The 26,509-nt window shown below is 60.6% G+C and carries 25 protein-coding genes; 11 read left to right on the top strand and 14 right to left on the bottom strand.

What is annotated here, in order from left to right:
* Positions 1-34 precede the first annotated feature (34 nt).
* The 9 genes from ACM6I0_RS09735 to ACM6I0_RS09695 all read left to right on the top strand — a co-directional run bounded on the left by ACM6I0_RS09735 (position 35) and on the right by ACM6I0_RS09695 (position 9,752).
* The gene (locus ACM6I0_RS09735; protein WP_414922134.1) at positions 35-883 is read left to right on the top strand and encodes a polysaccharide deacetylase family protein; all 849 of its coding nucleotides are present in this window, start codon (positions 35-37) and stop codon (positions 881-883) included.
* On the top strand, positions 876-1,763 hold the full coding sequence (locus tag ACM6I0_RS09730; protein ID WP_414922133.1) for a polysaccharide deacetylase family protein: 888 nt from the start codon (positions 876-878) through the stop codon (positions 1,761-1,763). The genes ACM6I0_RS09735 and ACM6I0_RS09730 overlap by 8 nt, the downstream gene beginning before the upstream one ends.
* Entirely contained in the window at positions 1,760-3,208 is a 1,449-nt protein-coding gene (locus ACM6I0_RS09725) for an MmgE/PrpD family protein (RefSeq protein ID WP_414922132.1), read from the top strand. The genes ACM6I0_RS09730 and ACM6I0_RS09725 overlap by 4 nt, the downstream gene beginning before the upstream one ends.
* A gap of 20 nt (positions 3,209-3,228) precedes the next feature.
* Positions 3,229-4,407 carry an MFS transporter gene (locus ACM6I0_RS09720; protein ID WP_414922131.1) on the top strand — a complete coding sequence of 393 codons (1,179 nt, stop codon included), beginning with the start codon at positions 3,229-3,231 and terminating at the stop codon, positions 4,405-4,407.
* 159 nt (positions 4,408-4,566) lie between these two features.
* Positions 4,567-5,274 carry an HPP family protein gene (locus tag ACM6I0_RS09715; protein ID WP_414922130.1) on the top strand — a complete coding sequence of 236 codons (708 nt, stop codon included), beginning with the start codon at positions 4,567-4,569 and terminating at the stop codon, positions 5,272-5,274.
* A gap of 365 nt (positions 5,275-5,639) precedes the next feature.
* Positions 5,640-7,262: an acyl-CoA dehydrogenase family protein gene (locus tag ACM6I0_RS09710; protein ID WP_414922129.1), complete on the top strand. Its 1,623-nt coding sequence runs from the start codon at positions 5,640-5,642 to the stop codon at positions 7,260-7,262.
* 2 nt (positions 7,263-7,264) lie between these two features.
* Positions 7,265-8,497 carry a cytochrome P450 gene (locus tag ACM6I0_RS09705; protein ID WP_414922128.1) on the top strand — a complete coding sequence of 411 codons (1,233 nt, stop codon included), beginning with the start codon at positions 7,265-7,267 and terminating at the stop codon, positions 8,495-8,497.
* Positions 8,494-8,892: a Rid family hydrolase gene (locus ACM6I0_RS09700; protein WP_285434129.1), complete on the top strand. Its 399-nt coding sequence runs from the start codon at positions 8,494-8,496 to the stop codon at positions 8,890-8,892. Before ACM6I0_RS09705 ends, ACM6I0_RS09700 begins: the two co-directional genes overlap by 4 nt.
* Entirely contained in the window at positions 8,889-9,752 is an 864-nt protein-coding gene (locus tag ACM6I0_RS09695; RefSeq protein WP_414922127.1) for an alpha/beta hydrolase, read from the top strand. The genes ACM6I0_RS09700 and ACM6I0_RS09695 overlap by 4 nt, the downstream gene beginning before the upstream one ends.
* A gap of 98 nt (positions 9,753-9,850) precedes the next feature.
* Here ACM6I0_RS09695 and ACM6I0_RS09690 read toward each other — a convergent pair whose 3' ends face one another.
* The 8 genes from ACM6I0_RS09690 to ACM6I0_RS09655 all read right to left on the bottom strand — a co-directional run bounded on the left by ACM6I0_RS09690 (position 9,851) and on the right by ACM6I0_RS09655 (position 16,620).
* Positions 9,851-10,213 carry a DUF6124 family protein gene (locus ACM6I0_RS09690; RefSeq protein ID WP_414922126.1) on the bottom strand — a complete coding sequence of 121 codons (363 nt, stop codon included), beginning with the start codon at positions 10,211-10,213 and terminating at the stop codon, positions 9,851-9,853.
* 584 nt (positions 10,214-10,797) lie between these two features.
* Complete coding sequence (gene astA, locus ACM6I0_RS09685; RefSeq protein WP_285434125.1) at positions 10,798-11,832, bottom strand: arginine N-succinyltransferase; 1,035 nt, start codon at positions 11,830-11,832, stop codon at positions 10,798-10,800.
* Positions 11,829-12,767, bottom strand: coding sequence for a citrulline utilization hydrolase CtlX (gene ctlX / locus ACM6I0_RS09680; RefSeq protein WP_414922125.1), 939 nt, complete (start codon positions 12,765-12,767; stop codon positions 11,829-11,831). The genes astA and ctlX overlap by 4 nt, the downstream gene beginning before the upstream one ends.
* Before the next feature lie 271 nt (positions 12,768-13,038).
* Positions 13,039-13,518: an Lrp/AsnC family transcriptional regulator gene (locus ACM6I0_RS09675; RefSeq protein ID WP_008026500.1), complete on the bottom strand. Its 480-nt coding sequence runs from the start codon at positions 13,516-13,518 to the stop codon at positions 13,039-13,041.
* A 12-nt stretch (positions 13,519-13,530) separates the two neighbouring features.
* On the bottom strand, positions 13,531-14,292 hold the full coding sequence (locus ACM6I0_RS09670) for an ABC transporter ATP-binding protein (protein ID WP_285434120.1): 762 nt from the start codon (positions 14,290-14,292) through the stop codon (positions 13,531-13,533).
* A 53-nt stretch (positions 14,293-14,345) separates the two neighbouring features.
* Positions 14,346-15,056, bottom strand: coding sequence for an ABC transporter permease (locus tag ACM6I0_RS09665; protein ID WP_285434118.1), 711 nt, complete (start codon positions 15,054-15,056; stop codon positions 14,346-14,348).
* Complete coding sequence (locus ACM6I0_RS09660; RefSeq protein WP_414922124.1) at positions 15,053-15,778, bottom strand: ABC transporter permease; 726 nt, start codon at positions 15,776-15,778, stop codon at positions 15,053-15,055. Before ACM6I0_RS09660 ends, ACM6I0_RS09665 begins: the two co-directional genes overlap by 4 nt.
* 62 nt (positions 15,779-15,840) lie before the next feature.
* Complete coding sequence (locus ACM6I0_RS09655; protein ID WP_285434115.1) at positions 15,841-16,620, bottom strand: transporter substrate-binding domain-containing protein; 780 nt, start codon at positions 16,618-16,620, stop codon at positions 15,841-15,843.
* Positions 16,621-17,068: 448 nt separating this feature from the next.
* On the opposite strand from ACM6I0_RS09655, the gene ACM6I0_RS09650 reads away from it, so the two are divergent.
* Entirely contained in the window at positions 17,069-18,175 is a 1,107-nt protein-coding gene (locus tag ACM6I0_RS09650) for an enoyl-CoA hydratase/isomerase family protein (protein WP_414922123.1), read from the top strand.
* A 3-nt stretch (positions 18,176-18,178) separates the two neighbouring features.
* Positions 18,179-19,330 carry an acyl-CoA dehydrogenase family protein gene (locus tag ACM6I0_RS09645; protein WP_285434112.1) on the top strand — a complete coding sequence of 384 codons (1,152 nt, stop codon included), beginning with the start codon at positions 18,179-18,181 and terminating at the stop codon, positions 19,328-19,330.
* A 116-nt stretch (positions 19,331-19,446) separates the two neighbouring features.
* Here ACM6I0_RS09645 and ACM6I0_RS09640 read toward each other — a convergent pair whose 3' ends face one another.
* The 6 genes from ACM6I0_RS09640 to ACM6I0_RS09615 form a co-directional block, all read right to left on the bottom strand.
* Positions 19,447-20,220 (bottom strand): enoyl-CoA hydratase, encoded by a 774-nt coding sequence (locus tag ACM6I0_RS09640; protein ID WP_285434195.1) that lies wholly within the window; start codon positions 20,218-20,220, stop codon positions 19,447-19,449.
* 28 nt (positions 20,221-20,248) lie between these two features.
* Positions 20,249-21,376: an acyl-CoA dehydrogenase gene (locus ACM6I0_RS09635; protein ID WP_285434110.1), complete on the bottom strand. Its 1,128-nt coding sequence runs from the start codon at positions 21,374-21,376 to the stop codon at positions 20,249-20,251.
* A 116-nt stretch (positions 21,377-21,492) separates the two neighbouring features.
* The gene (locus ACM6I0_RS09630; protein WP_414922122.1) at positions 21,493-22,686 is read right to left on the bottom strand and encodes an acetyl-CoA C-acyltransferase; all 1,194 of its coding nucleotides are present in this window, start codon (positions 22,684-22,686) and stop codon (positions 21,493-21,495) included.
* Between the two features lie 12 nt (positions 22,687-22,698).
* The gene (locus ACM6I0_RS09625; RefSeq protein WP_285434107.1) at positions 22,699-23,460 is read right to left on the bottom strand and encodes an SDR family NAD(P)-dependent oxidoreductase; all 762 of its coding nucleotides are present in this window, start codon (positions 23,458-23,460) and stop codon (positions 22,699-22,701) included.
* A 16-nt stretch (positions 23,461-23,476) separates the two neighbouring features.
* Entirely contained in the window at positions 23,477-25,141 is a 1,665-nt protein-coding gene (locus ACM6I0_RS09620) for an AMP-binding protein (RefSeq protein WP_285434106.1), read from the bottom strand.
* Between the two features lie 250 nt (positions 25,142-25,391).
* Positions 25,392-26,408, bottom strand: coding sequence for an AraC family transcriptional regulator (locus ACM6I0_RS09615; protein WP_285434104.1), 1,017 nt, complete (start codon positions 26,406-26,408; stop codon positions 25,392-25,394).
* Positions 26,409-26,509 lie beyond the last annotated feature (101 nt).

The following is a 26,509-nucleotide window of genomic DNA, read 5'->3' as shown; positions in this document are numbered from 1 at the left end:
CGCGTTATGTCTATGAATCACCGGAGCACCACTGATGTCCTCCTCGCCACAACCCAACTGGCCCAACCAGCATAAAGCCTGTCTCGCCCTGGCCTTCGACCTCGACGGCCCCACCGGCGATGCCATGCTCAATGGCTCGATCTGGCGCAAGCCCGAGTATTTCGGCTTCGGCGGCTACGGACCCTATCGAGCGTTGCCGCGCCTGCTTGATCTGCTCGACGAGTTCCGGATTCCGACGACGTTTTTCGTCCCCGCCTGGGTCGTGGAAAACTGGCCGAAACAGTGCCAGGCGATCGTCGAGCGCGGGCATGAGGTGGCGTACCACGGCTACAAACACGAATCCTTTTACGCCCTGACGCTGGAACAGCAAAAGGACGTGATGAAGCTGTCCCGCGAGGTGTTCTGGAAGCACCTGAACATCCGCGCCGAAGGCTTTCGCACGCCATCCGGCGATTGGCGGGCAGAAACCCCGGCCATGCTGGTGGAAGCCGGCGTGACCTATTCGAGCAGCATGCGCGGCGACGACCGACCGTATCTGGTCAACGTCCCGGGCTTCGACACTCCGCTGGTGGAAATCCCCGGCCGCTGGGAAATGGACGACTACGCCTCCCTCGCCTACACCCGCGCACCGGACTTCCCTTCCGGTCTGGACCGCACCGCCAGCTACGCACTGACCCTGGACAACTGGTGCCGCGAGTACGACGGCGCCATGAATGAAGGGCTGTGCCTGACCACCCTGTTCCACCCCAAGATCACCGGCAAGCCGGGGCGCATCCTGCTGCTGGAAAAACTCTTCGAACACATGCGCCAGCGCGATGACGTGTGGTTCGCCACCTGCCGCGATGTCGCCCAGTGGTGGCTGAAGGAGCATCACCATGACTGATTCCGCTGTCTGGCCCAAAGGCTACCGCTGTGCCGTGGTTCTGACCGTCGATTACAACGACATCCACGGCATTCTGACCCAGGCGCCGGAAGTCGCCGGGCGCGACAAGACGCTGTCGGTCTGGCGTTACGGCACCCAGCGCGGGGTCGAGCGTTTGCTCGACCTGTTCGCCGAGCTCGGGGTTCGCAGCAGCTGGTGCATTCCCGGCATCGTCGCCGAGGAAAATCCACAGCACCTTCAATCCATTCAAGCCGGCGGACATGAGATTGCCTGCGCGGGCTATCGCCACCAGAACTACGACACGCTCAGCCTCGCCGAGCAAAACGCCGAGATCGCCAAGGGCTGCGACGCCCTGCAAGCACTGACCGGCGTACGTCCTACAGGCTTTCGCATTCCGGCTGGCAACGGCGCGCCGGGCTTCATCGAAGCCTTGAGGGATCACGGCATTCGCTGGTCGTCGTCGTGGCGTGGCGATGATTTGGCCTTCGCGCATCCCACGGCCCCGGAAGTGATCGAGTTGCCGTTGCACTATGAGCTGGAAGACGAACCCTATTTCGCCTTCAACCTCAGCCCGGCCGTGCCGCCGGCGCAATCGCGAATCGCCTCCTACAGCCACACCCTGGGCAACCTGCAAATGGACTTTGCCGGGTTTCACCGGTTCGGCCTGTGCTACGTGCTGCGCCTGCACCCGGAAATCATTGCCACGCCAGGGCGGATTGGCGTGTTGCGCGAATTGCTGCAAGGCATCCAGCAACACGATGACGTGTGGATCGCCACGGCCGGCGAGGTCGCGCAATGGTGGGCGGATTCAGCGGCGCCTGTCGCCGAGGATCATCCGGCATCCGTGTATGAGCGCCATTATCGGGATTACCTGCTATGACCGAACGCATGCAGCGACTGGCGCGGTTTTGCGTCGATACGCAATTCGAAGACCTGCCTCCGGCGCTGGTGGCGCAAGCCAAACGGCACATCCTCGACACCTTCGGCGCGACCCTGGCCGGGGCCGAGAGCGCGGTGGCGCAACAAGCCCGCCAGGTATTTGCCGGTGAGACCGGTAACACCCTGGTCTGGGGCACTGACCTGAGGATCGGGGCCGCGCAGGCGGCAATACTCAACGGGGTCGCCGCTCATGCGCTGGAACTGGACGACACGGGTGGCTGCGACCATTCCGGCGCGGTAGTGCTGCCGGCGGTCATGGCCGCAGTGTCGATGTCTGGGCGGCCGGTGAATGGCCGAGAGCTGATCACCGCCGTCGTCATCGGCTACGACATTGGCCGGCGCGTGCTCGAAGCGTGCGGTAGCTATTCGGCCCACAACGGCGCTGGCTGGCATTCGACCGCCACCTGTGGCGTGTTTGGCGCAGCCGCCGCTTGTGCGCGGATTCTTGGTCTGGATGCGCCACAAACCTTGTCGGCGTTGGGCATTGCCGGCAGCTTCAGCGGCGGTCTGTGGGCCTTCATTCATGACGGTTCGCAGAGCAAGAAACTTCACACAGGCCGTGCCGCGGAAGGCGGATTGCTGGCGGCGCGATTTGCCCGCCAAGGCATCACCGGGCCGTCAAAATTGTTCGATGATGTCTGGGGCGGTTTTCTCAAGACCCTGGCCGGTGACGCGGCCGTGCCCGAGGCGCTGGACGCCGACCTGGGCGTGGTATGGAAACTCGCCCGCTGCTCGATCAAGCCTTATGCCGCGTGTCGCGGGACCCACTCGGCAATCGACGCCTTGGGCCTGTTGCTGGATCAATTGCAGGTGGATGCCAGTCAGGTCGAAGACGTTCAGGTGTCGCTGTGCGGGTTTCTTCAGGACATGTGTGGCGGGCAGAATGTCAGCACACTGGCGGCGGCGCAGATGAGCCTGCCCTATGCCCTCGCCGCCCGGCTGGTGCATGGCCATTGCCGACTGCAAGCCTATGATGACGCGCAACGTGGCGATCCACGCATCGCTCACTGGATGTCGCGCATTCACCTTGAAGTGGACCCGCAACTGTCAGAGGATGGCGAGCCTGTTGTCAGCCTGCGGACCGTGGACGGTCGGCAGGCTAGCCTGTGTGTCGACCCGCCATTAGGTGCGCCGGGAAATCCGTTGAGTGATGCGGCACTGGAAGAGAAGTTTTTCAGCCTCGCCGGGCGGGTCATGCCGCGGGAGCGGGCTGAGGAGCTGCTTGAGCAGTTATGGCGACTTGAAGAATCGGAATCTGTTGAGACATTGATCGTTCCCACGCTCTGCGTGGGAATGCAGCCCGGGACGCTCCGCGTCCCACAAGCGGACGCAGAGCGTCCGGTGAGGCATTCCCACGCAGAGCGTGGGAACGATCATCAAATCTGAATAAGGACATTTGCCCCACCGTGGTCACTTACTCGCTTGTTATCCGCCGCCTGATGATCGTTTCGCTGACCATCGTCGTCAGCCGCGCCATCACCAGCCCGCTGCTGACGTTGTTCCTGAGCAACAAACTGGGCCTCAACCAGCAGGACGTTGGCTTGCTGTTGGGCATCGCGGTGTTCATCGCCACCCTGCTCGCGCTCTACGGCGGCTACATCATCGACCGGCTCGAAAAGCGCCGGCTGCTGATTCTTGCGATGCTTTCCAGCGCCGTCGGCTTTGTCCTGCTGACTTTCGCCGAAAACCTCTACCTGACCACGGCCACGCTGGTGATCACCGAAACCGCCTCGGCGCTGTTCCTCATCGGCTCCAAGGCGATCCTCAGCGAAAACCTGCCCATGGGCCAGCGCGCCAAGGCCTTTTCGTTGCGCTACACCCTGACCAACATCGGCTACGCCACCGGGCCGATGCTCGGCGTGGTGATTGCCGGTGTGTACCCGATTGCACCGTTCCTGATAGCCGGCGGTATCGCGTTTTTCAGCATCTTCCTGATGATCGGGATTCCCAAGGACGCGGCCCCGACACCCGCAATCGGCCAACCACAAAGTTTTCTGAAAACCCTGATCACCCTGAAGAACGACCGCACGCTGATCATGTTCACCTGCGGTTGCCTGCTCAGCACCGTGGTGCACGGACGTTTCACCCTGTACCTGTCGCAATACCTGCTGGTGACCCACGATTCGAAACGTGCCCTGCAAACCATGGCCGCCCTGCTCGCCTGCAATGCCATTAGCGTGATTCTGCTGCAATACCAGATCGGCCGTTTTCTAAAGCGCGAGCAACTGCGCTACTGGATCGCCGGTGGCACCAGCCTGTTCATCGTCGGCCTGATCGGTTTCAGCCTGGCCGACAGCCTGGTGTCGTGGTGCGTTGCCATGTTCATCTTCACCCTCGGCGAAATGATCATTTACCCCGCCGAATTCCTCTTCGTCGACACCCTGGCCCCCGAAGAGCTGCGCGGCAGCTATTACGGCGCGCAGAACCTGGCCGCGCTGGGCGGTGCCTTGAGCCCGGTGATCTGCGGTTTTCTGCTGATGCACACGCCCGCGCCCACCATGTTTTATGCCCTGAGCGCACTGACCGCGATGGGCGGATTCCTGTGTTTCATGAGCGGACGTCGCGTCGCGATGCAGCAAAAATAATGCACTGAAACTGCATTAATATGAATTTGTCAGCATCGGTATTCATCGGCACACTGTGCCCCGTTCCTCCCCCAATAGTTGGAACTCCTTCAAGGGCTTTCTGGGTATCCCAGCTAAGCCTTTTTTTTTCCTCGAATTTTTCATTGGATCGTTAGCCCCATGCTTGCTCGCTGGTTACCTGCCGCCGTCAACACCCGCCCTTCCGAATGGAGCCGTGCCGCCATCGGCATGTCCCTGGGCACGCTGTTCAGCGTCTGGCTGTGCAGCCAGGTGTTCGGCATGCAAGTGGCACAGCATTTAATCGGGCCGCTGGGCGCCTCGGCAGTGTTGCTGTTCGCGGTGTCTTCCGGCGCCCTTGCGCAGCCGTGGTCGATTGTTGGCGGTTACTTGAGCGCCGGGGTGATTTCGCTGCTGGTCGCTCACGTCCTCGGGCGAACCCTGGGCAGCGCGTGTCTGGCGGCCGGCATGGCGCTGATTCTGATGTGCTGGCTGCGTTGCCTGCACCCGCCGGCCGGGGCCTTGGCCTTGCTGTTGGTGCTGGCTGATCCGGCGACCATCGCGATGGACTGGAAAGCCCTCGGCCCGGTCATGCTCAGCGCAATGACCATGCTGGCAAGCGCCTTGGCCTACAACAACCTGACGCGCATTCGCTACCCCAAACGCGCCAGCGAACCGGTGGCGGTGGTGCCTGCCGATCATCCTCCGATCGACAGCCAGGCGATCACTGCCCAGGACCTGAAACTGGCGCTCGCGGACATGGAAGCGTTCTTCGACGTCACCCCCGAAGACCTTGAACAACTGATCCATATCAGTGAGTTGCACGCCAAACGTCGCAGTATTGGTGAAGTGTTGTCGCGTCGCTTGTAGCGCGAAGGGAGCGACCAATGGTCAAGCCATCGCCTTGCCTGTCGCTGATCTGTTGCTACAGTCAAAAACGTACCGCATAGAGTTGTCTGCCTTTCACTACGAAGTCTGGCTCGCCGTAATGTCCAGTAGCGATGACACAGAAGTCTGGCTATGGAGAAACACTCATTGTTGTTGAGTGGCGACGCTGCCTTCGCGCTTTGACAGAACCGCGCCTCCCCAGGAAAACACCACGCAATCCGTCGTGACCGCTGCCATTGGCAGCCGTTGGTTCATGGCGAGTCGATTGTCGTGTTGTTTGCTGCGCCAGCCCTCTGGCTCTGGTGGTTTCGAAACCATTTTTTCGAAATCCGAGAGAGGGATCTTCCATGAGCAATCCACTGCTGAACATGCTGCGAACCCCCGCGTTCGACGCAAGGGCCCGCCACGCCTTGCCTTTGCGCGACTACATGGAGTTGACCATCAGCCGCATGCGCCAGATCGTCCGGTCCGGGCTGATCACTAATGACAAGTGGCTGGGTCAGCCCTGTCAGTCGGACATGCGCCAGATGTGCAATGACCTTGGAGTCGTGGGCGCCTATGACTACGCGCTGTTTTCCTCGATTGTCGACCACATGATTGCCGGCAACGCGCTGTTCGCCCAAGGCGACGCCCTGCAAGTCGCGCGCTGCCGTCAGGAAGTGATCGAGATGAGCCAGGTCTACGCCTTTGGCTGCACGGAAATTCACAGCGGTTCCGACGTCGCCAACCTGCAAACCACCGTGACCTATGATCGAACCAATGCGAGCCTGATCCTGCATACGCCTTCGCCGGACGCCTGCAAATTCTGGATCGGCAACGCGCTGTACGCCGCGCAAGTGGTCATGGTGCTGGCGCGCTTGATCGTCGATGGCAAGGACGAAGGCCTGCACTGGTTCCGGGTGCCGATCCGCGAGCAGGAAAGCGGACCGCTGTTACGCGGCGTCAAGGTCATCGCCTGCGACCCGAAAGGCGGAATCCATGCCAATCAAGTGGCCGGCCTGTGCTTCTACGACATGCAGTTGTCGCTGGACGCGATGATGCAGCGCCATGCCCGGTTCAGCAGCGACGGGCGATTTGTCAGCGACGTGCCCAAAGACAAGCGTGTGACCAGCGCCATGGAAACGTTCATTCAGGAGCGCGTGTTGCTGCTGGCGGCGGCCCGGGGGGCGGCGGGTCTTTGCGCTCATCTGGCGTATCGGTTTGTCAGCCATCGACAGGTCAAACGCGCTGACGGAGGCGAACCGCTATTGGCCAAACCGCTGATTCGGCAACGGTTGTACGTCGAGCAGCTAAAGGCCCTCGCCCTGAAAATTCTGGAACAGGCAGTGCTGTCACGCTTCGAGGCCATGTGGGATCAGCCCGACAAACGCAAGGAGCTGCACATTCTCGCGGCCATCGCCAAGAGCGTTGGCACCTGGGTCGGGCTGGACGTGATGCGCAAGTGCCGCGAGTTGTGTGGTTCCCAGGGTTTTCACCATCACAACCAGATCGTCACGCTGTGCCTGGATTGCGAGATCAGCATCACGTTTGCCGGCGACAACAGCGTCATGGCCTACCAAGTGGCCAGGGATGCCGTGACCCGTCCGCGATTTGCCTCGCGGCCCACGGATAACGTTGCTCAGCGAGTCGAGAAGACCATTGTCGAGCGCTGTAACAGCCCCGCCGACGTCTCGCATGCCCAGGCACTGGCCTTGACCCATGCCCGGGCGCTCGACTTGATCATCAGCGAAGTGCAGAGCTCTCACGTGATTTCACCGGAGCTGCTGAGTGACGTCGTCAATGTGTTCGCCGCGTACTTGAGCGAAGGCGGCGTGAGCGTAGACCAGGCCAAATTGAACGAACACGCCACTGAAGGCTGGATCTCGCTGCTGGGCGCCTTGCTGCAGCCGCCGCCGGAACTGATCACTGCGCCTATCAATGATGCGGACTACATCCGTCAATTCACCGCGGCCTTGTACGAGGAGCAATGAACATGGACAGTGAAACGCTACTCGACTTCACCGATCGCAAGACGGTTCAGGATCCTTATCCCGCCTACGCCTGGCTGCGTGAGCATCAACCGGTGTATTGGTGCCCGCACTTCAAAGCCTGGTTCTTGACCCGGTACACCGATGTCTTTGCCGCGCAGGCCGACACTGAACGCTATTCCTCGAACCGCATGCAACAACTGGTCGATGCCCAGGTGCCCCCCGACAAACGCGCGCAATTGGCGACGTTCGTCAAACTGGCGTCCAAGTGGATGTACGCCGAGGATGGCAAGGATCACAAGGACAGTCGCCACCTGCTGGGCAAAGCCTTCAACCCTCGCGTCATCGAATCGTTGCGCCAGGACATCGAACAGATCACCAAGGGCGAACTGGACGCGCTAGAACCCCAGACAGACTTGATGGCCAAACTGTTCAATCGCGTTCCGGCGCTGATCCTGGCCAACCTCTATGGCATCCCCCGCGAAGACGCGCTGAAACTCAGGCGCTGGACCGACGACATTCTAATCTTCCTGGTTGGCAGCCTGGACCCGGACAAAGGGCCTGAGCAGGCGCTAAAAGGCGTCGAGGAAATGTACGCGTATTTCGCCGACGTCATCGAGCAGCGGCGAAAACACCCCGAAGACGATCTGGTCAGCCGGGTCCTGGAGGCCTGCAAGGGCGGCGATTCGAGCCTTGATCAGGTGCTTGCGCAAATCGTCTTCATTCTGGTGGCGGGCTACACCACCAGCGCTGACCAGTTGTGTATCGGGCTCCTTCATTTGCTTGAGCACCCCGAGCAACACCAGGCCCTCATGACCCATCCGGACCGGATCAAATCAGCCATCGAAGAGATGCTGCGCTTCGACTCGGCAGGTTCTTTCAGCCATCGGGTGCTCAACGAAGACGTCACGATCCATGGCGTGACGATGAAACAAGGCGACCTGGTCTACCTGATGCGCGCATCGGCCAATCGCGATCCGGCGAAATTCCCCGACCCCGATCATTTCGACATCGACCGCAAACACAACGATCACCTGGCGTTTGGTCGCGGCGAGCATTTCTGCATGGGCACGGCGCTGTTCAGGCTGGAAGCCGAAGTGGTGTTCAGCGCGCTGTTCAAGCGCTTTCCCGATTTGCGCCTGATTGCCGACAACCCGGCGATCTGGCGCACCAACAACCTGCAATTTCGTGGACTGAAATCACTGCCCATTGATCTGGGCAAGGGAGCAGCACAATGAAAATCCAACGCGTTTTTTCCGCAGCACCGTGGGAAACCGAAGCCTGCTACTGCCGGGCAATCCGGGTGGGTGAGCGCATTTTGATGGGCGGCACCGTGGCGTTTGATGACAAGGGCAAGCCATTCAAGCCCGGAAATGCGTACAAACAGACCCTGCGTTGCCTGGAAATCATAGAAACCTCCATCAAGCAGCTTGGCGTAGATCGGCGAAGCATCATCGGGATTCGCATTTATACGACAAGCATGAAGTTCTGGCCGGACATCGCGAGGGCGCACAAGAAATTTTTCAAGGGCCACCCACCGACATTGATGTGTCTGGCGGTCAGCGAATTGATCAGCAAAGAATATGTGGTTGAGATAACCACCGAAGCGATCTCCTGCAAGGTGAAATCATGACGGCCAATCAACAGGACTTTGGACCTACCGTAGAAGGTGCCAGAACAGCACTTCGCGACGTGCTCGTCGTCAGCGTTCGCGACCTGTCGATCCAAAGCCACGGCCGCCCCTTGCCACTAAGGCTTTACACCCCCGCCGGCCCCGGCCCCTTTGCCGTATTGATGTTTTTCCATGGCGGCGGCTGGGTCACCGGCGATCTGGACACCCACGACGGTTTTTGCCGGGTGATGTGTGAATGGGCCGGTTGCGCCGTGGTGGCCGTGGACTACGCCCGGCCGCCCGAGCACGTGTTCCCTGCGGCGGTGGACGATTGCTGTGCAGCGACCGAATGGGTTGTCGAACATGGCCCAGCCATGGGGCTGGATCCTTCGCGAATGGCAGTGGCGGGCGGAGGCTCGGGTGGCGGGCTGGCAGCGGTCATTTGCCAATGGGCCCGTGAACACTCGCGGTTGTCGATCATCTTCCAGCTGTTGCTTTACCCGTTGCTGGACTGTCTGGCTCAACATCCTTCGCATCGGGAGTTTGCCGAAGGCTTCGGGCTGACCGGCAAAATGCTTGAGTGGTACATCAATCACTACGTGCCCAAAGGCGTCTCGCGCGACGATCCACGCCTTTCTCCCCTGCGCCACAACCACCTGAGAGGCTTGCCGCCTGCGTTGATCATCACCTCTGAGCAGGATGTATTGCGTGACGAAGGCCGGGAGTATGTGCGCCGACTGACGGAGGCCGACGTACCGGTTCAACACAAAGAGTATCCGGGCATGCTCCACGGCTTTATCAATTACCCGGCGGACTCTGATGATGCCAAGCAGGCACTACTGCTCTGCGCTCAGTCGCTGCAGAGGCACTTTCACCCATGAAAAATGGATAGGGCCCCCGTTGGGCTGCGAAGCGACCCCAAAAATGGGGCCGCTGCACAGCTCAACGCGTTACCTGCTGCTCACCATGCAGGCCGCAGCTACTGGGGCAGATCAATTTTATCCAGCACACGATTCGCGGTGATTTCCGCCACCATGATGCTGTTCGAAATCCCCAAAAGCGCGTAACGCGACTCACCCTCCAGATGATCCACCAACTGATGCACCATCACATCGACCGAGGCCAGCGTCTCGACCAGATAAACCGCCAGGGTCTCGGCCGTGGCCTCGGGGTCTATGGAAAACAGGGTGCTGCGTGTTCGCGGGATGGCTTTGATGTCGGCGTTCGATGGGAAATGAAAGTCGAGGGCTCGCTCGGCGGCTTCGTTGAATTTTTTGGAATCGGTGGATTCGTAGGGGGAAACGTCATCGGTTTCGGGTGGGTTGGGTGTTGGTTTGAACATAGGTGAAACTCCTCTCATCGTAAATGGGAGCCATCACCCTCGCTACCAAACGACGGGTGGTGACCATGCACAGGTTGGTAGACCGGGATGTGAGGAGACCGGCGCGCCCGAAGACGCCCTGCGCATGACCACCATAAAACAGAGGCGAAAATACGCCGCAAATGGTGATGCTTAGCACCTCACATAAATCCCGGGGCTACCAAACCCCCATCGCTGTTCTTCAGCGACGGGGAAACGATAAAACCCAGGCCCAAGGCGCACAAGCCGGCGGATTCTGGCGCAGTCGTAGGTAACGACGCAAGGATGTGTAGCCTGAGAGAGTTTCTGGAGATGTCGATTAAACATCTCCGTTTAATCTCTTCTGGCTAAAACAGAAACGCTCTTCGATGTCACGCCGGAAGAATCATAATAATTTAACAATATCAGTTAGTTACACGACATACTTCGCAACATTGATGAAGTCAAAGCCAACGTTTCTGACGTCACACATCCCACGCCCCTTTTTAGCCCCTTTTAGCGCGTGCAAATGCACGCGCGTGGCTGACCAGGGCCAGTGTCCTGGCCCTTGGCACGCGAGTAAGGGTTCAAGCCGCCGATAACTGCCGTGCCGGCACCGCCAGACTCACCGCACGCACCGACGCACCCGCACTCAGCCCCAAGGTTTTCGCTGTCTGCGCATCCACAATCAACGTGCCGGCGGCGACCCGCGCCGGCGCCGCCGTGATCCGGCACTCGGCGAACTGGCGGTTATGAATCAAGTAAGTCGCCGCCTGTTCTCCCGGTGTGCCAATGCTCAATTGCAGCACCTGGCTGTCACGCACCGCGCGGATGTCGCCGGTGGCGCATTCAATCAGCGGCCCGCCGTCGAAAATGTCGATGTAGTCGCGGTGCTCGAAGCCTTCCGCCTTGAGCATGCCGAGCGCCGGTTCGGTGTTGGGGTGCACCCGGCCGATCACCGTTCGCGCCGCCTCGGGCAACAGGCAGGTCGGCAGTGGAAACTTGGGCATCAACTCGGCGATGAAGGTCTTGTTGCCCAGCCCTGTGAGGTAATCGGCATCGGCAAAGTCCATCTTGAAGAAGTGGCGGCCCAAGCCTTCCCAGAACGGTGAGACGCCCTCTTCGTCCGAATAGCCGCGCATTTCGGCAATGACCTTGTCGCCGAACTGCTGACGGAACTCCGCCAGAAACAGGAACCGCGCCTTGGACAACAAACGGCCATTGAGTCCGCTGCGGTGGTCGGCATGCAGGAACAGCGAGCACAGCTCAGAATGGCCGGTCATGTCGTTGCCCAGAAACAGCGTCGGCAGTTGCTGATTGATCCCGAGGTTTTTCGAGGCGGCGACAAACAGGCCCAAACGATAGTTGTACCAAGGCTCGCGCAGGCCGACGGCACCGGCCAGTGCGCAGATACCGATGGCTTCTTGCTGATCGTTCTCCAGCACAAACAGGTAGTCGGCATCGGCGCGCTCGGCCTCGCCAGCAAAGGTTTTCGCCGCCCATTCCAGACGCTGGCGCAAACGCGACGCATCGGCGGGCAAGGTGGTCAAACCGGTTCCGGCGCTGTGGGCCAGGGCTAGCAGGGCCGGCAAGTCTGCCGGTGTGGCGGGACGGACGATCATTGCGCGTGCTCCTGTGCAGCTTGATGTTTGGGTAGAAAGACCTCGGCCAACATGCAACGGGCGCTGCCGCCACCGATGCGCTCGATGGTGTCGATGTTGACCGGCAGCGGCGTGGCGTGGGTTTCGATCACGCGGCGCTGGCCGGCATCCAGCGATTGCCAGGCAGTGCGCGACATCACCAGCAGTGGTTCGCCTGCGGCGTTCCGGACTTCCAGCATGTTGCCGGCGAAGGATTCCAGTTGTGCCCAGTTCAAGGCGATGACCTGCTTGCCGCTGTCTTCGAGCCTTGTGCGCAGGGCCAGACGTTCAGCGGGCGCGTTGACCGAGTCCAGGCACGCCACGGCCAGGCGCGTGCCAACGCTCATCATTACGTTGGTGTGGTAGATCGCAACGCCGTGGCGATCCACCGCGTTGAAGGCACAGAGCTCGTAACCCAGGTGATTGACCAATTGGTCCAGCGCTTGGGCGTGGGTGCGCGTGGAATAACCGGCGTAGCAAATCCGTTGCTCGCGATCCAGCACCATGCTGCCAGTGCCCTCCAGGAACACGTCCTGTTGCTCGAGGTTGGAAAGGTCCAGCAACTGCTCCACCCGGTACTCATCGCGCAGCCAGTCGAGTACGCCTTTGTCCCGCTCCAGACGCCGGTTGTGGCCCTGCATCGGGTACAACACCAACGTGCCGTCGGGGTGGCTGCTCCACCAGTTGTTGGGAAAGATCGAATCCGGGGTGTGCGGCGCTTCGCGGTCGTTATGCACCCTGACGTCGACGCCGTGCTCACGCAGCGCGGCAACGTAGCCATCGAACTCTCGCAGGGCTTTTTGCTGAACGTCTTCGCTGACGGCGGCCGGCTGCTGGAAACGGTTGTTCGCCGCCGTGTCCTGATTGAAGGAGAAACGTGTCGGGCGAATCATCAAAACGGTATTGGTGGTTTGCATGGGCACAGATTCAATGAGGGTTGAGAGGTGCTCATTGTCTGTTTTGGCAGCGGAAAAACCCGGTTGATGAGGGGGTTGCCGATGATGGAAACGGCTGAAAATTCTGGCTGGCTCAGCCGATTCGGCGAGGGCTGAATACGGGTCGGAAAGCTGCATAAAACTGTGGGAGTGAGCCTGCTCGCGATGGCGGTGGGTCAGTCAACATAGTTGTCGTCTGACACTGCGCCATCGCGAGCAGGCTCACTCCCACAGGTTGTATTTCGTTGCAGACCTATTCCATCGTGGTCTTGACCATCGCCAGTTCCGGATGGCTCACCAGCTTGTCGATGTGCAGCTCAGGATCATCGAACCAGACCTCGGTCAGCACCCGGTAATGCTCCATGTCCCGGCAACGCATGCGCAGGCTGTAGTCGAACGCGCCGCTGATCAACCGACATTCCAGCACCTGGGGACAGGCGCGGACCTTGGCCTCGAAGGCCTTTTGCGCGGCCCGTCCACTCTGGTTCGACAACGCCACCAACACCAGCAACGACAGGCCTGGCGTCAGTTTCTTCTCATCGAGAATCGCACCGTAACCACGGATAACCCCGAGCTGTTCGAGTTTGCGCACCCGTTCCAGGCAGGGCCTGGGTGTCAGGTGCACGCGCTCGGAAAGCTTTTGATAAGTGATGCGCCCTTCGTGGCGCAGCACTTCGATGATTGCCTGATCGATACGATCAAGCACGATCGACAGATCGCGGATATCCGCCATGTACGTCTTGCCTCACTTCAAACGACCCGATAGGAATTGCTGTAAACGTTCACTCTTGGGCTGGTCGAGGATCGTTGCATCACCCTGCTCCTCGACCCGCCCCTGATGCAAGAACAACACTTGGCTGGACACTTGCCGGGCGAAACCCATTTCGTGGGTCACCATCAACATTGTCCTGCCCTCTTCGGCCAGCGCCTGAATCACTTTCAGCACCTCGCCCACCAGTTCCGGATCGAGTGCCGAGGTCGGCTCATCGAACAACAGAATCTCCGGTTCCACGGCCAGGGCCCGGGCAATCGCGACGCGTTGTTGCTGGCCGCCGGACAGAAACGCCGGGTATTGATCCGCCACCCGTTGCGGCAAACCGACCTTGTCCAGATAAGCCCGGGCGCTGTCTTCGGCGGCCTTTCGGCTAACCCCCAACACGCGACACGGCGCCAGCACAATGTTCTCCAGCACCGTCAGGTGGCTCCACAAGTTGAAATGCTGGAACACCATCGCCAGCCGTGTGCGCAAACGTTGCAACTGCTTCGGGTTGGCAACGCGCATGCCACCGACGCCCTGACGCGTGAGGACTCTCTCACCATCCAGGGCAATGGCGCCCTCGTCCGCGCGCTCCAGAAAGTTGATGCAGCGCAGCATGGTGCTTTTACCCGAACCGCTGGCGCCGATCATGCTCACCACATCCCCGGCCCGTGCGTTCAACGAGACGCCCTTGAGCACTTCATTGTCACCAAAGCGTTTATACAGATTTTCAACCGTGAGTTTGTACATGCAAAAAACTCCTGCAGCCGCGCCGGCCGCGACGCTGCTTTGGATAAAAGAATTTAGTGAGCCGGGCCGAGGAAACTCAGCCAGCGCTTCTCCGCCAACCGGAAGGCGCCAACCAGGCCAAACGACAGGGCGAGGTACAGCAAGCCGGCAATGCCGAAGGCCTGGAAGGTCATGAACGTCGCGGCATTGGCATCCCGGGCGATTTTGAGAATGTCCGGAATGGTCGCGGTGAAGGCCACCGACGTGGCGTGCAGCATCAGGATCACTTCGTTGCTGTAATACGGCAGCGCGCGGCGTAACGCCGAAGGCAGGATCAGCCGCAGGTACAGGCGCCAACCGCTCAAGCCATACGCGTGGGCGGCCTCGATTTCCCCGTAGGGAATGCTGCGAATCGCCCCGGCGAAGATCTCGACGGTGTAAGCGCAGGTGTTGAGGGTGAACGCCAGCAACGTGCAGTTCATCGCGTCGCGAAAGAACGCTTCGAGCAAGGGTTGCGAACGAACCACGGCAATGCCGTAGATCCCGCTGTAGCAAATCAGCAACTGGATATAAAGCGGCGTACCGCGAAATACGTAGGTGAACAGCTGAACCGGCCAGCGCAGCAGCCCCCAGCGCGACACCCGCAGGATCGCCAGCGGCAGCGACAGGAAAAACCCCATCACAATGCTCGCCACCAGCAACCACAGGGTCATGGCCAGGCCGGTCAGCGTGTCGCCGTCGGTGAACAGGAAGGGTTTCCAGTATTCGGCAATCAACTCGATCATCGCGCCATCCCCCGCACGCCCTGGTTGTAGCGCCGCTCCAGCACCCGCAGGACGTAGTTCGACGCGCTGGTGATCAGCAAATACAGCGCTGCGGCCAGCAACAGAAAGTCGAGCATGTTGAAGGTGCTTTTACCGGCCTCCTGCGCGACCTTGACCAAATCAGACAAGCCAATGATCGACACCAGCGCGGTAGCCTTGAGCAGCACCAGCCAGTTGTTGCCCAGGCTCGGCAAGGCAAAGCGCATCATTTGCGGGAACACCACGAAGCGAAAGCGCTGCCAGCGATTCAGGCCAAAACACGCGGCGGCCTCCTGCTGACCGCGCGGCACACTCAAAATCGCCCCGCGAAAGGTTTCAGTGAAGTACGCGCCATAGATGAAACCGAGGGTGACGATGCCGGCCACGAACGGGTCGATTTCCATGTAGGCCCAGCCCATGGCTTCGGTCAGGCTGCTCAGCCAGCCTTGCAGGCTGTAGAAAATCAGCAGCATCAGCACCAGGTCCGGCACACCGCGAATCAGCGTCGTGTAAAAGGTCGCCGGCAGGTTGAACAGCTTCAGCGGCGACAATTTCGCCGCCGCGCCGAGCAGCCCCAGCGCCATGCTGACCACCAGTGAAAGCGCCGCCAGTTTGAGCGTGACCCAAGTGCCGTGCAGCAACAATGGGCCATAGCCTTGCAGGGCCGAGAGATCGACCCCGATCAGATTCAGGAAGGAATTCACGCCAGTTACCTGTCTTGAGGCGCCCCGACGGTCGCTGCGACACAGCGACCGGGGCGCGAGGATCAGTTGTTGTAGAGGTCCAGATCGCCGAAGTGTTTCTGCTGGATCTGTGCGTAGATGCCCTTCTCATGCAGGGCCTTGATGGCGGCATTGAGCATGCCTTTGAGTTCGTCGTTGTCCTTGCGCACGCCGATGGCGATTTCCGACGGCACCAACGGGTCGCTGATGCCTTCGCTGTTCTGGAAGTCCGCGCCTTGCGGCGAAGTCAGGAAGCTCATCTGCGCTTGCAGTTTGTCCTGGATCGAGGCATCGAGACGGCCATAAACCAGGTCGGCGTACACCTGATCCTGATTCTGATAGGCCTTGAGCTTCACCCCGCCCGGCCCCAGTTTGGCCTTGGCGTAGGTTTCCTGAATCGTGCCCTGCATGTAGCCGATGGTCTTGCCGCGCAGCGACTCGGCGGTGGGCAATAAACCAGAGTCCTTGCGGGTGACGATGGCGGTTGGTCCGGCATAGAGGCGATCAGTGAAGTCGATCTGTTTTTTGCGGGTTTCGGTGACGGTCATCGAGGACTCGATGGCGTCGAACTTGCCAGCCTTGAGGCCGGGAATCAGTCCATCAAAGTCATTGCTGACCCACACGCAGGTCAGCTTCAGCTCGGCACAGATGGCATTGCCCAGGTCAACGCCAAACCCTTGCACGCCGCCATCGGCCGTGGTGGATTCAAAGGGTGGGTAGCTCGGGTTGACGCCGAATCTCAGCTCTTTCCATTCCTTGGCGCCGGCACCCGTGGAGCAGCACAGCAACGCGAGTACCGACAAGCTCAGCCATTTAGTCTTCATCTTCTTGAATCCCGATTTATTTGGAATTATCGCGGCCGGATTGACCAGGCCACCTTTATGGGCAGGAACAGAGAGTCGATGCGGCCAACACCGCAACAGCGTTCTTTTTGTTTTGTACGCAGGGCCGCACTCTGCGGCACCCGGCTTGAAACCCTCGGCACAGAGGGCTTGAAACCGGAGGTCAGAATGCCAACAGATGAGCGGGGGCTGGTGTCGTACGGGCCGGCGCAGACACCCGGATTGCGCTGATAAGGGCTTTTTCGCAGCCGATTCGGTTGTCAGCGCGGCTCGCGGCCCTTCTCAGCGAGAAATTATGCGTCTTCATGACAAAAGTGCAGACGAGACCTGCACATATCCGGGTTGTACAGGGCAAATTTGCACTGTTACGATCCGGCATCGCTCGCGCGCGAGCTTGTCTATAAAGAACAATAAAAGCAGGGAGTTACTGATGACTGCTCAGGTTTCATCGAAGGGTATTTCGCCCGTGGATGCCACGCAAAACGAAGTGCTGGCCGAGGTTCGCAACCACATCGGTCACCTGACCCTCAATCGCCCCGCCGGCCTCAACGCCCTCACCCTGGACATGGTCCGTCACCTGCACCGTCAGCTCGATGCCTGGGCTCAGGATCCGCAGGTGCATGCGGTGGTTTTGCGCGGTGCCGGCGAAAAAGCCTTCTGTGCCGGCGGCGATATCCGCTCGCTGTATGACAGCTTCAAGAGCGGCGACACCCTGCACGAAGATTTCTTCGTCGAGGAATACGCCCTCGACCTCGCCATTCACCACTACTGCAAACCGGTGCTGGCCCTGATGGACGGTTTTGTCCTCGGCGGCGGCATGGGTCTGGTGCAAGGCGCCGACTTACGCGTGGTCACCGAGAAAAGCCGTCTGGCGATGCCTGAAGTCGGCATCGGTTATTTCCCGGATGTCGGCGGCAGTTACTTCCTGCCGCGCATCCCCGGGGAGCTGGGGATCTATCTGGGCGTCAGCGGCGTGCAGATCCGTGCGGCGGATGCGCTGTATTGCGGACTGGCCGACTGGTTCCTGGAAAGCGAAAAGCTGGCCACGCTCGATGAGCAGCTTGATCAACTCCAATGGCACGGGACACCGCTCAAGGACTTGCAAGGCCTGCTGGCCAGTCTCGCGGTGCAACAACTGCCCGATGCGCCGTTGATCGCGCTACGCCCGGCCATCGACCATTTCTTCGCCCTGCCCGATGTGCCGAGTATTGTTGAGCAACTGCGTGAAGTCACGGTCGCCGACAGCCATGAGTGGGCCAAGACCACCGCCGACCTGCTGCAAAGCCGTTCGCCGCTGGCGATGGCCGTGACGTTGGAAATGCTGCGTCGTGGTCGGCACTTGAGTATCGAAGACTGCTTCGCCCTCGAGTTGCATCTGGACCGACAGTGGTTCGAGCGCGGCGACCTGATCGAAGGCGTGCGCGCCTTGCTGATCGACAAAGACAAGACCCCGCGCTGGAACCCGCCGACCTTGCAGGCGCTGGACGCCGCGCACGTTGCGAGTTTCTTCACAGGCTTTGACCAGACTGGGAGCTGAGCCATGCACGATATCGAATTGAGCGAAGAACAAGTCATGATCCGCGACATGGCCCGGGATTTTGCCCGCGGCGAAATCGCGCCCCACGCGCAGGCCTGGGAAAAGGCCGGCTGGATCGATGACGGTCTGGTGGCGAAGATGGGTGAACTGGGCCTGCTGGGCATGGTGGTGCCGGAAGAATGGGGCGGCACCTATGTCGACTACGTCGCCTACGCCCTGGCGGTGGAAGAAATCTCTGCGGGTGACGGCGCCACGGGTGCGTTGATGAGCATCCACAACTCCGTGGGCTGCGGGCCGGTGCTCAACTATGGCACCGACGAACAGAAACAAACGTGGCTACCGGACCTGGCCAGCGGTCAGGCCATCGGCTGCTTCTGCCTGACCGAGCCGCAAGCCGGTTCCGAAGCCCACAACCTGCGCACCCGCGCCGAACTGCGCGACGGCCAGTGGGTGATCAACGGCGCCAAGCAATTCGTCAGCAACGGTAAACGAGCGAAGCTGGCGATTGTCTTTGCGGTGACCGATCCGGACCTGGGCAAACGCGGTATCTCCGCGTTCCTGGTGCCAACCGACACCGCCGGTTTCATCGTCGATCGCACCGAACACAAGATGGGCATTCGCGCCTCCGACACCTGCGCGGTGACGCTGAGCAACTGCACGATTCCCGAAGCGAATCTGCTGGGTGAGCGTGGCAAAGGTCTGGCCATTGCTCTGTCCAACCTCGAAGGCGGCCGTATCGGCATCGCGGCACAGGCATTGGGCATTGCCCGTGCGGCGTTCGAAGCGGCGCTGGCCTATTCCCGTGATCGCGTGCAGTTCGACAAACCGATCATCGAGCACCAGAGCATCGCCAATATGCTGGCCGACATGCACACCCGACTCAACGCGGCGCGGTTGTTGATTCTGCACGCGGCGCGGTTGCGCAGCGCTGGCAAGCCGTGTCTGTCGGAGGCGTCACAGGCCAAGCTGTTTGCATCGGAGATGGCCGAGAAGGTCTGTTCTTCGGCGATGCAGATTCATGGTGGGTATGGGTATCTGGAGGATTACCCGGTGGAGCGTTACTACCGAGATGCGCGGATCACGCAGATTTACGAGGGGTCGAGCGAGATACAGCGGATGGTGATTGCCCGCGAACTGAAAAACTACCAGGTTTAAAACCCTAAAAGCTTCGCGAGCAAGCCCGCTCCCACACTTGACCGCATTTCTCCTGAAGGAACACGGTCGAATGTGGGAGCGGGCTTGCTCGCGAATGCGCCCTCAAGGTCGCTAAATCACTTCCCTTGGAACTCCGCTTCACGCTTGGCAATAAACGCCGCCATCCCTTCCTTCTGATCCTGCGTGGCAAACGCTGCATGGAACACCCGGCGCTCAAAGCGCACGCCTTCGGACAGGCTCACTTCAAAGGCGCGATTGACGCTTTCCTTGACCATCATCGCAATCGGCAATGACTTCTTGGCGATCAACGCCGCGACTTTCAGCGCTTCTTCCAGCAACTCGTCCGCTGGAACGATCCGCGCGACAATCCCGCAACGCTCCGCTTCCACCGCGTCGATCAAGCGCCCGCTCAGGCACATTTCCATGGCCTTGGCCTTACCCACGGCGCGGGTCAGGCGCTGGGTGCCGCCCATGCCCGGGAGCACGCCGAGGTTGATTTCCGGTTGACCGAATTTCGCATTGTCACCGGCCAGGATGAAGTCGCACATCAGCGCCAGCTCACAACCACCGCCCAAGGCAAAACCGTTGACTGCCGCGATGATCGGCTTGCGACGGTTGGCCACGCGATCGCTGTCGCTGAACAGGTCGTCGAGGTAGATCTGCGGGTAAGTCAGCTCGGCCATTTCCTTGATGTCGGCACCGGCGGCGAAGGCTTTTTTCGAGCCGGTCAGCACGATGCAACCGATGTTCGAATCGGCTTCCAGGCCATCAAGGGCGTGGTTCAGTTCGCTGACGATCTGCGCGTTCAACGCGTTCAGCGCTTGCGGACGGTTGAGGGTAATCAGGCCGACACGGCCATGGGTTTCCAACAAAATCGTTTCGTAACTCACAGAGCTCTTGTTCATAAATCAGTCCTTCTCAAAGATTGCGCGAAATGACCATGCGTTGAATATCGCTGGTGCCTTCATAGATCTGGCAAACCCGAACGTCGCGGTAGATGCGCTCCAGCGGGAAGTCGTTCAGGTAACCGTAACCGCCGAGGGTTTGCAACGCCGAGGAACAGACCTTCTCGGCCATTTCCGAGGCGAACAGCTTGGCCATGGACGCTTCGACCAGGGCCGGTTTGCCGCTGTCTCTCAATGCCGCCGCGTAATGCACCATCTGCCGTGCGACGGCAATCTGGGTGGCCATGTCGGCCAGGCGGAACGCTACGGCTTGGTGTTCGATGATCGGCTTGCCGAAGCTCTCGCGCTCACGTGCATAGTCACAGGCTGCCTCAAACGCGGCTCGGGCCATGCCCACCGATTGCGAAGCGATGCCGACACGACCACCTTCCAGGTTGGCCAGGGCGATCCGGTAACCTTCGCCCTCCTCACCCAGTCGATTGGCGACCGGCACCTTCACGTCTTCGAACAGAATCTGGCAGGTATCGGAGGCATGCTGGCCGAGCTTGTCTTCAACCCGCGCGACTTTGTAGCCCGGCGAATCGGTCGGCACGATCAACGCTGTGATGCCACGCTTGCCAGCACTCGGGTCAGTCACGGCGAACACGATCACCACCCCGGCGTTCTGCCCCGAGGTGATGAACTGCTTGCAACCGTTGAGCACGTAGTGATCGCCTTCCAGCCGCGCGCGGGTTTTCAGGCCGCTTGCGTCGGAACCGGCCTGGGGTTCGGTCAGGGCAAACGCCCCGAGCATCGCGCCGCTGGCCAGCGGCTTGAGGAAACGTTCTTTCTGCTCATCGTTGCCGTACTTGAGGATCGGCACGCAACCGACCGAGTTGTGCACGCTCATGATGGTCGAGCACGCGCCATCGCCGGCAGCGATTTCTTCCAGGGCCATGGCGTAGGCCAGGTAACCGGTGTCGCAACCGCCCCACTCTTCCGGCACCAGCATGCCGAAAAAGCCCAGCTCGGCCATCTCGCCGATGGCTTCCTTGGGGAAGCGGTGTTCGCGGTCCCACTCGGCGGCGAACGGTTTCAGCCGTTCCTGGGCGAATTGCCGGGCCGCGTCGCTGATCTGAAGTTGTTCGTCATTGGGAATCATGGTGAATCCTTAAAATCCGGGGTACGACACAGAACTCTGTGGGAGCCAGCCTGCTGGCGATGGCGTCGTATCAGCCAATCGCCAGCAGGCTGGCTCCCACAGGGGTGAAGTTGGCCTTAGTACAGGCATTCCACGGCCATGGCCGTGGCTTCACCGCCGCCGATGCAAATCGCTGCGACGCCGCGTTTCAGTCCTTTCTGGCGCAGGGCCGAAAGCAGGGTCACGAGGATCCGCGCGCCTGAGGCGCCAATCGGGTGGCCCAAGGCGCACGCACCGCCGTGAACGTTGATCTTCTCGTGGGGGATTTCCAGATGGGTCATCGCCGCCATGCCAACCACGGCGAAGGCTTCGTTGACTTCCACCAGGTCGACGTCATTCAGCGACCAACCGGTTTTCTTCATCAGTTTCTTGATCGCACCGACCGGGGCCACCGGGAACAGGCCCGGGGTGTCGGCGAACGCCGCGTGACCGTGAATCACCGCCAGCGGTTTCAGGCCTTGTTTTTCTGCGTCGGAACGGCGCATCAGCACCAGCGCCGCCGCACCGTCGGAGATCGAACTGGAGTTGGCCGCCGTCACCGTGCCGCCCTCGCGGAACGCCGGTTTCAGCGAAGAGATCTTGTCCAACTTGGCCTTCGGTGGCTGTTCGTCGTTGCTGATCAGCACCTGTTCTTTGCCGACTGTCACGGTCAGCGGCACGATTTCGTCCTTGAAGCTGCCGTCCTTGATCGCCTGCTGAGCGCGGGTTGTCGAGGCAATGGCAAACGCGTCCTGAGCCTCACGGGTAAACCCGTTGGTTTCAGCGCAATCCTCGGCGAAAGTGCCCATCAGGCGGCCCTTGTCGTAGGCGTCTTCCAGACCGTCGAGGAACATGTGATCGAGCACGCGGCCATGGCCCATGCGGTAACCACTGCGGGCGCGATCCAGCAGATACGGCGCGTTGGACATGCTTTCCATGCCGCCCGCGACGACCACGTCGGCGCTGCCAGCCATCAGCATGTCGTGGGCCAGCATCGCTGCTTCCATGCCCGAGCCGCACATCTTGTTCAGGGTGGTGCAGCGGGTCGATTTATCCAGCCCGGCGCCCAGCGCGGCTTGACGCGCCGGGGCTTGACCGAGGCCGGCAGACAGCACGCAACCAAACAGCACTTCTTCGACGGATTGCGGCGCGATACCGGCCCGTTCAACGGCGGCACGAATCGCGGCAGCACCCAGTTGCGGTGCGGTCAGGCTTTTCAGTTCGCCCTGGAAACCACCCATGGGGGTGCGGACGGCGCTGACGATAACGATTGGATCGTTGGCAATAGTCATGACAAATCCTCCTTATTTGGCGGCCATGCGCAAGGCACCGTCGAGACGGATCACCTCGCCATTGAGCATGCTGTTTTCAATGATATGCCTGACCAGCGCGGCATACTCGCCCGGTTTGCCCAGACGCGGCGGAAATGGCACGCCGGCGGCCAGGGATGCGCGGACTTCCGGGGTCATGCCGGCCATCATCGGGGTTTCGAAAATCCCCGGGGCGATGGTCATTACACGAATGCCGAAGCGCGCCAGTTCACGGGCGGCGGGCAAGGTCAGGCTGACGATTGCGCCTTTGGACGCGGCGTAGGCCGCTTGGCCGATCTGGCCATCGTAGGCGGCGGCCGAAGCGGTGTTGATGATCACGCCGCGCTCGCCGTCGGCATCCGGTTCGGTTTCGGCGATGGCCGCCGAGGCCAGACGCAACATGTTGAAGCTGCCGATCAGGTTGACGTTGATCACCTGGCTGAAACTGGCCAGCGCATGCGGGCCGTTCTTGCCGAGGATCTTCTCGCCGCGCACGATGCCGGCGCAGTTGACCAGGCCATTGAGGCCACCAAAGGCCTTGACCGTCGCCTGCACCGCCGCTTGCGCCGCGGCTTCGTTACTGATGTCGGCCACTACGCTTTGGGCACCAAGGCGCTCGGCCTGGGCCGCAACGGCTTCGGCGTTCATGTCCACCAGCATCACTTTGGCGCCGGCCGCGACCAGCATTTCAGCGGTCGCTGCACCGAGACCCGATGCGCCGCCGGTAACGAGAAAAACCTTGTTTTCGATCTGCATCATAGTTTCCTTCGATTCAAGCAGAAGCTTTTTGAGCCGCGGCCTCTTGAGCCTTGGCGATTTCCTGGTTGCGCAAGATAAAGCGCTGCAATTTGCCGCTTGGGGTTTTCGGCAATTCGCTGACAAATTCGATTTCACGCGGGTATGAATGCGCGGCCAGACGTTTGCGCACGTGCTGGCGCAGTTCTTCCGCCAGCTCCGGCGTCGGGCGGTAATGCTCGCCAATCACCACGAAAGCTTTCACCAGTTCGGTGCGCTCCGGGTCGGGTTTGCCGACGACAGCGGCTTCGGTCACTGCAGGGTGTTCGATCAACGCGCTTTCCACGTCGAACGGGCCGACGCGGTAGCCGGAGGTGGTGATCACGTCGTCGCTACGGCCGACGAAACTGATGCTGCCATCCGGGTTCCATTCGACGGTGTCGCCGCTCAGGTAATAGTTGCCAACGAAGGCCTTGGTCGGCGCGCCTTCGTAACCGTTGAACCAGCACATCGGCGATTGGCTGCGGTCGATGGCCAGGATGCCGGGCTGGCCGACGCCCAGTTCCTTGTATTCATCGTCGAGCACCGCGATGCGGTGGCCCGGCGAGGCGAAACCGGCGGCGCCCATATGGATCGCGTGTTCCAGGCCATGGTGATTGCACAGGACCATGCCCAGTTCGGTCTGGCCGTAATGGTCGTGAATGACCACGCCGAGGTTGTCGGCAAACCAGCGGATCACTTCCGGGTTCAGCGGCTCGCCGGCGCTGCTGACGATGCGCAGCTTGCCTTTGATCGACTTGGCAAATTCGTCGCCACCAGCGATTAGCAGGCGATAGGCAGTCGGTGAACCGGTGAGGTTGGTGATCGCGTATTTGTTGATGACCCGGCAGGTGCTTTCGAGGGTGAACGGGCCATCGTAAAAGGTGATCGGATGCCCTATCGACATCGGCCCGGTGACACCGAAATATATGCCATAGGCCCACCCCGGATCGGCCAGGTTCCAGAATGCGTCTTCCGGGCGCAAATCCACGGCGTCGCAGGTGTAGCCCTTGAAGGCGACGATGGCCTTGAGCGGCACGTACAGGGCTTTCGACGGGCCGGTGGTGCCCGAGGTGAACATCAGCAGGAACGGGTCTTCGCCGGTCAACAGCACCGGCTCACATTGGGAAGAATAATTGGCCAGTTCGGCCCAGAAGCTGTAGTCGCCACGGACGATGCCTTGGCCTTTGGGTCCGCCGACGGTGACGATGGTCGGGCAGTCGGCGACATCCGCGAGTTTCGGCCGATTGACTGCGTCGGTCACCACCACTTTGGCGCCGGAGTTGCTCAAGCGGTGCTCGATGGCTTTCGGGCCGAACGCGGTGAACAGTGGCTGATAGACCGCGCCGATGCGCCAGGTGGCGAACACGGTGATCAATAATTCGATATTGCGTGGCAGGAGGCCGGCGACCTTGTCGCCTTTCTGCACACCTTGGGCCAGGAGGAAGTTGGCAAACCGCGCCGCTTTTTCCTGCAAGTCGCTAAAGGTATACGTCGCGCTGGAGCCGTCACGGCCTTCCCAGAACAGCGCAATGCGCCCCGGCAATGCATGCCGGTCGCAACACTCGACACAGGCGTTGAGGGCCTGCAGATTGCCGGCCAGAGAAGTATCGACGGTGTGCTGGTAGTTGAACTGTGAAGTCGCAGACAAGTAATCGCGCATTGCCAGAATCCCGCTGTTTTTTTATTGGGTTGGGGGAACCGTAAGTAACAGGGAAATACTCGCTCTGCGCGGTGAAAGGGACAATGGTCAAAGCTATCAAGTTGTCTGACTGGTTTGGCCAAGGTTTGAATGGTGTGGCGCCTTTGCGGGCCTCATCGCGAGCAAGCTCACTCCCACAGGGGGAACTCATTCCAAATGTGGGAGCGAGCTTGCTCGCGATAGCATCAGCGCAGTCACCACATGCTTGGGATCAATCAGCTTCGTTGAGGATCAAACTCCGGTAATGCCCCGGATTGGACCCCGACCACTTGCGAAACGCCTTATAAAACGAGCTGGCATCAGCGAACCCCAAGCGCGCAGCGATTTCGGCGAAGCTGATCTGCGGCTCGGCCAGCCAGACGATGGCCAACTCCTTGCGCACGCTGTCCTTGAGCCCTTGATACGTCTGCCCTTCTTCCGCCAGCCGCCGGCGCAGGGTGGAAGCCGACATGCACAGTTGTTGCGCCAGCGGTTCGGTCTCTGGCCATTGTTCGGCGGGTAGTTGCCGCAAATCGTGTTTGATCCGGCTGGCCAGGCTCTGCGGATCGCGGTACTTGACCAGAATATTGGCCGGCGCATGGGCCAGGAAACGCTTCAGTTCCTCAGCGCTGCGCTTGATCGGCAGGTCCAGGCACTCGGCCGAAAAAATCATCCGCGTGCGCGGTCGGTCAAAGCGCAGGTTCTCGGAGAACATCACCTGATAGTCATCGCAGAAATCCGGCTCCGCGCAGCGCAGTTCGATGGCCAGAATCGGTATCCGCCGCCCCGCCAGCCAACAGGCGACGCCGTGCACGATCATCCAGTAGGTGAAGTAGGTAAAAGCGCGGCGCGGGTCCTGGTCGTCTTCGAGCAGGACGATCTCGGCCAGGCTTTGCTGACGCACCAGTTGCGCGGGCATGTTCTCGAGCATCAACGACAGGAAATTCAGGCCCGTGGTCAGCCCGGCGGCCAGGCTCGGCTGGATCATCGAACTACGGCACAGAAACGCCAGGCTGCCGGACTTGAGTTTGCGCGGGTCCATGCCAAAGAACTCATCGTCCCCACGCCGGGCCAGCAGGCGCCACAACCGTGCATACGCCGTAGCCGGGATGCGGGCGTCGTTGGAGTGCAGCAGCGCCGGATCGATGCCGACTTTGTTCAACACCTCATCGGTGGCAGAGCCCGGGGCACAGCTTTGCAGCAGTGCTTCGCGCACCAGTTGAATGGAGATGGTGTCTTTTTCCGACATTGAGCGAAGTGTGCCTTGTTCTTGTTGAGTGCCGGCATCTTAGCGCAGCCTTCAGCCCAATGCAGATCCCACAGGCTCCAGTGTGATGTTTAAGGTTGTTC

The organism is Pseudomonas sp. IT-P294 (assembly GCF_949767865.1).
Lineage (GTDB): Bacteria > Pseudomonadota > Gammaproteobacteria > Pseudomonadales > Pseudomonadaceae > Aquipseudomonas.
Note: the sequence above shows the minus strand (reverse complement) of the source record. Positions and strands in the feature narration are given on the sequence as shown.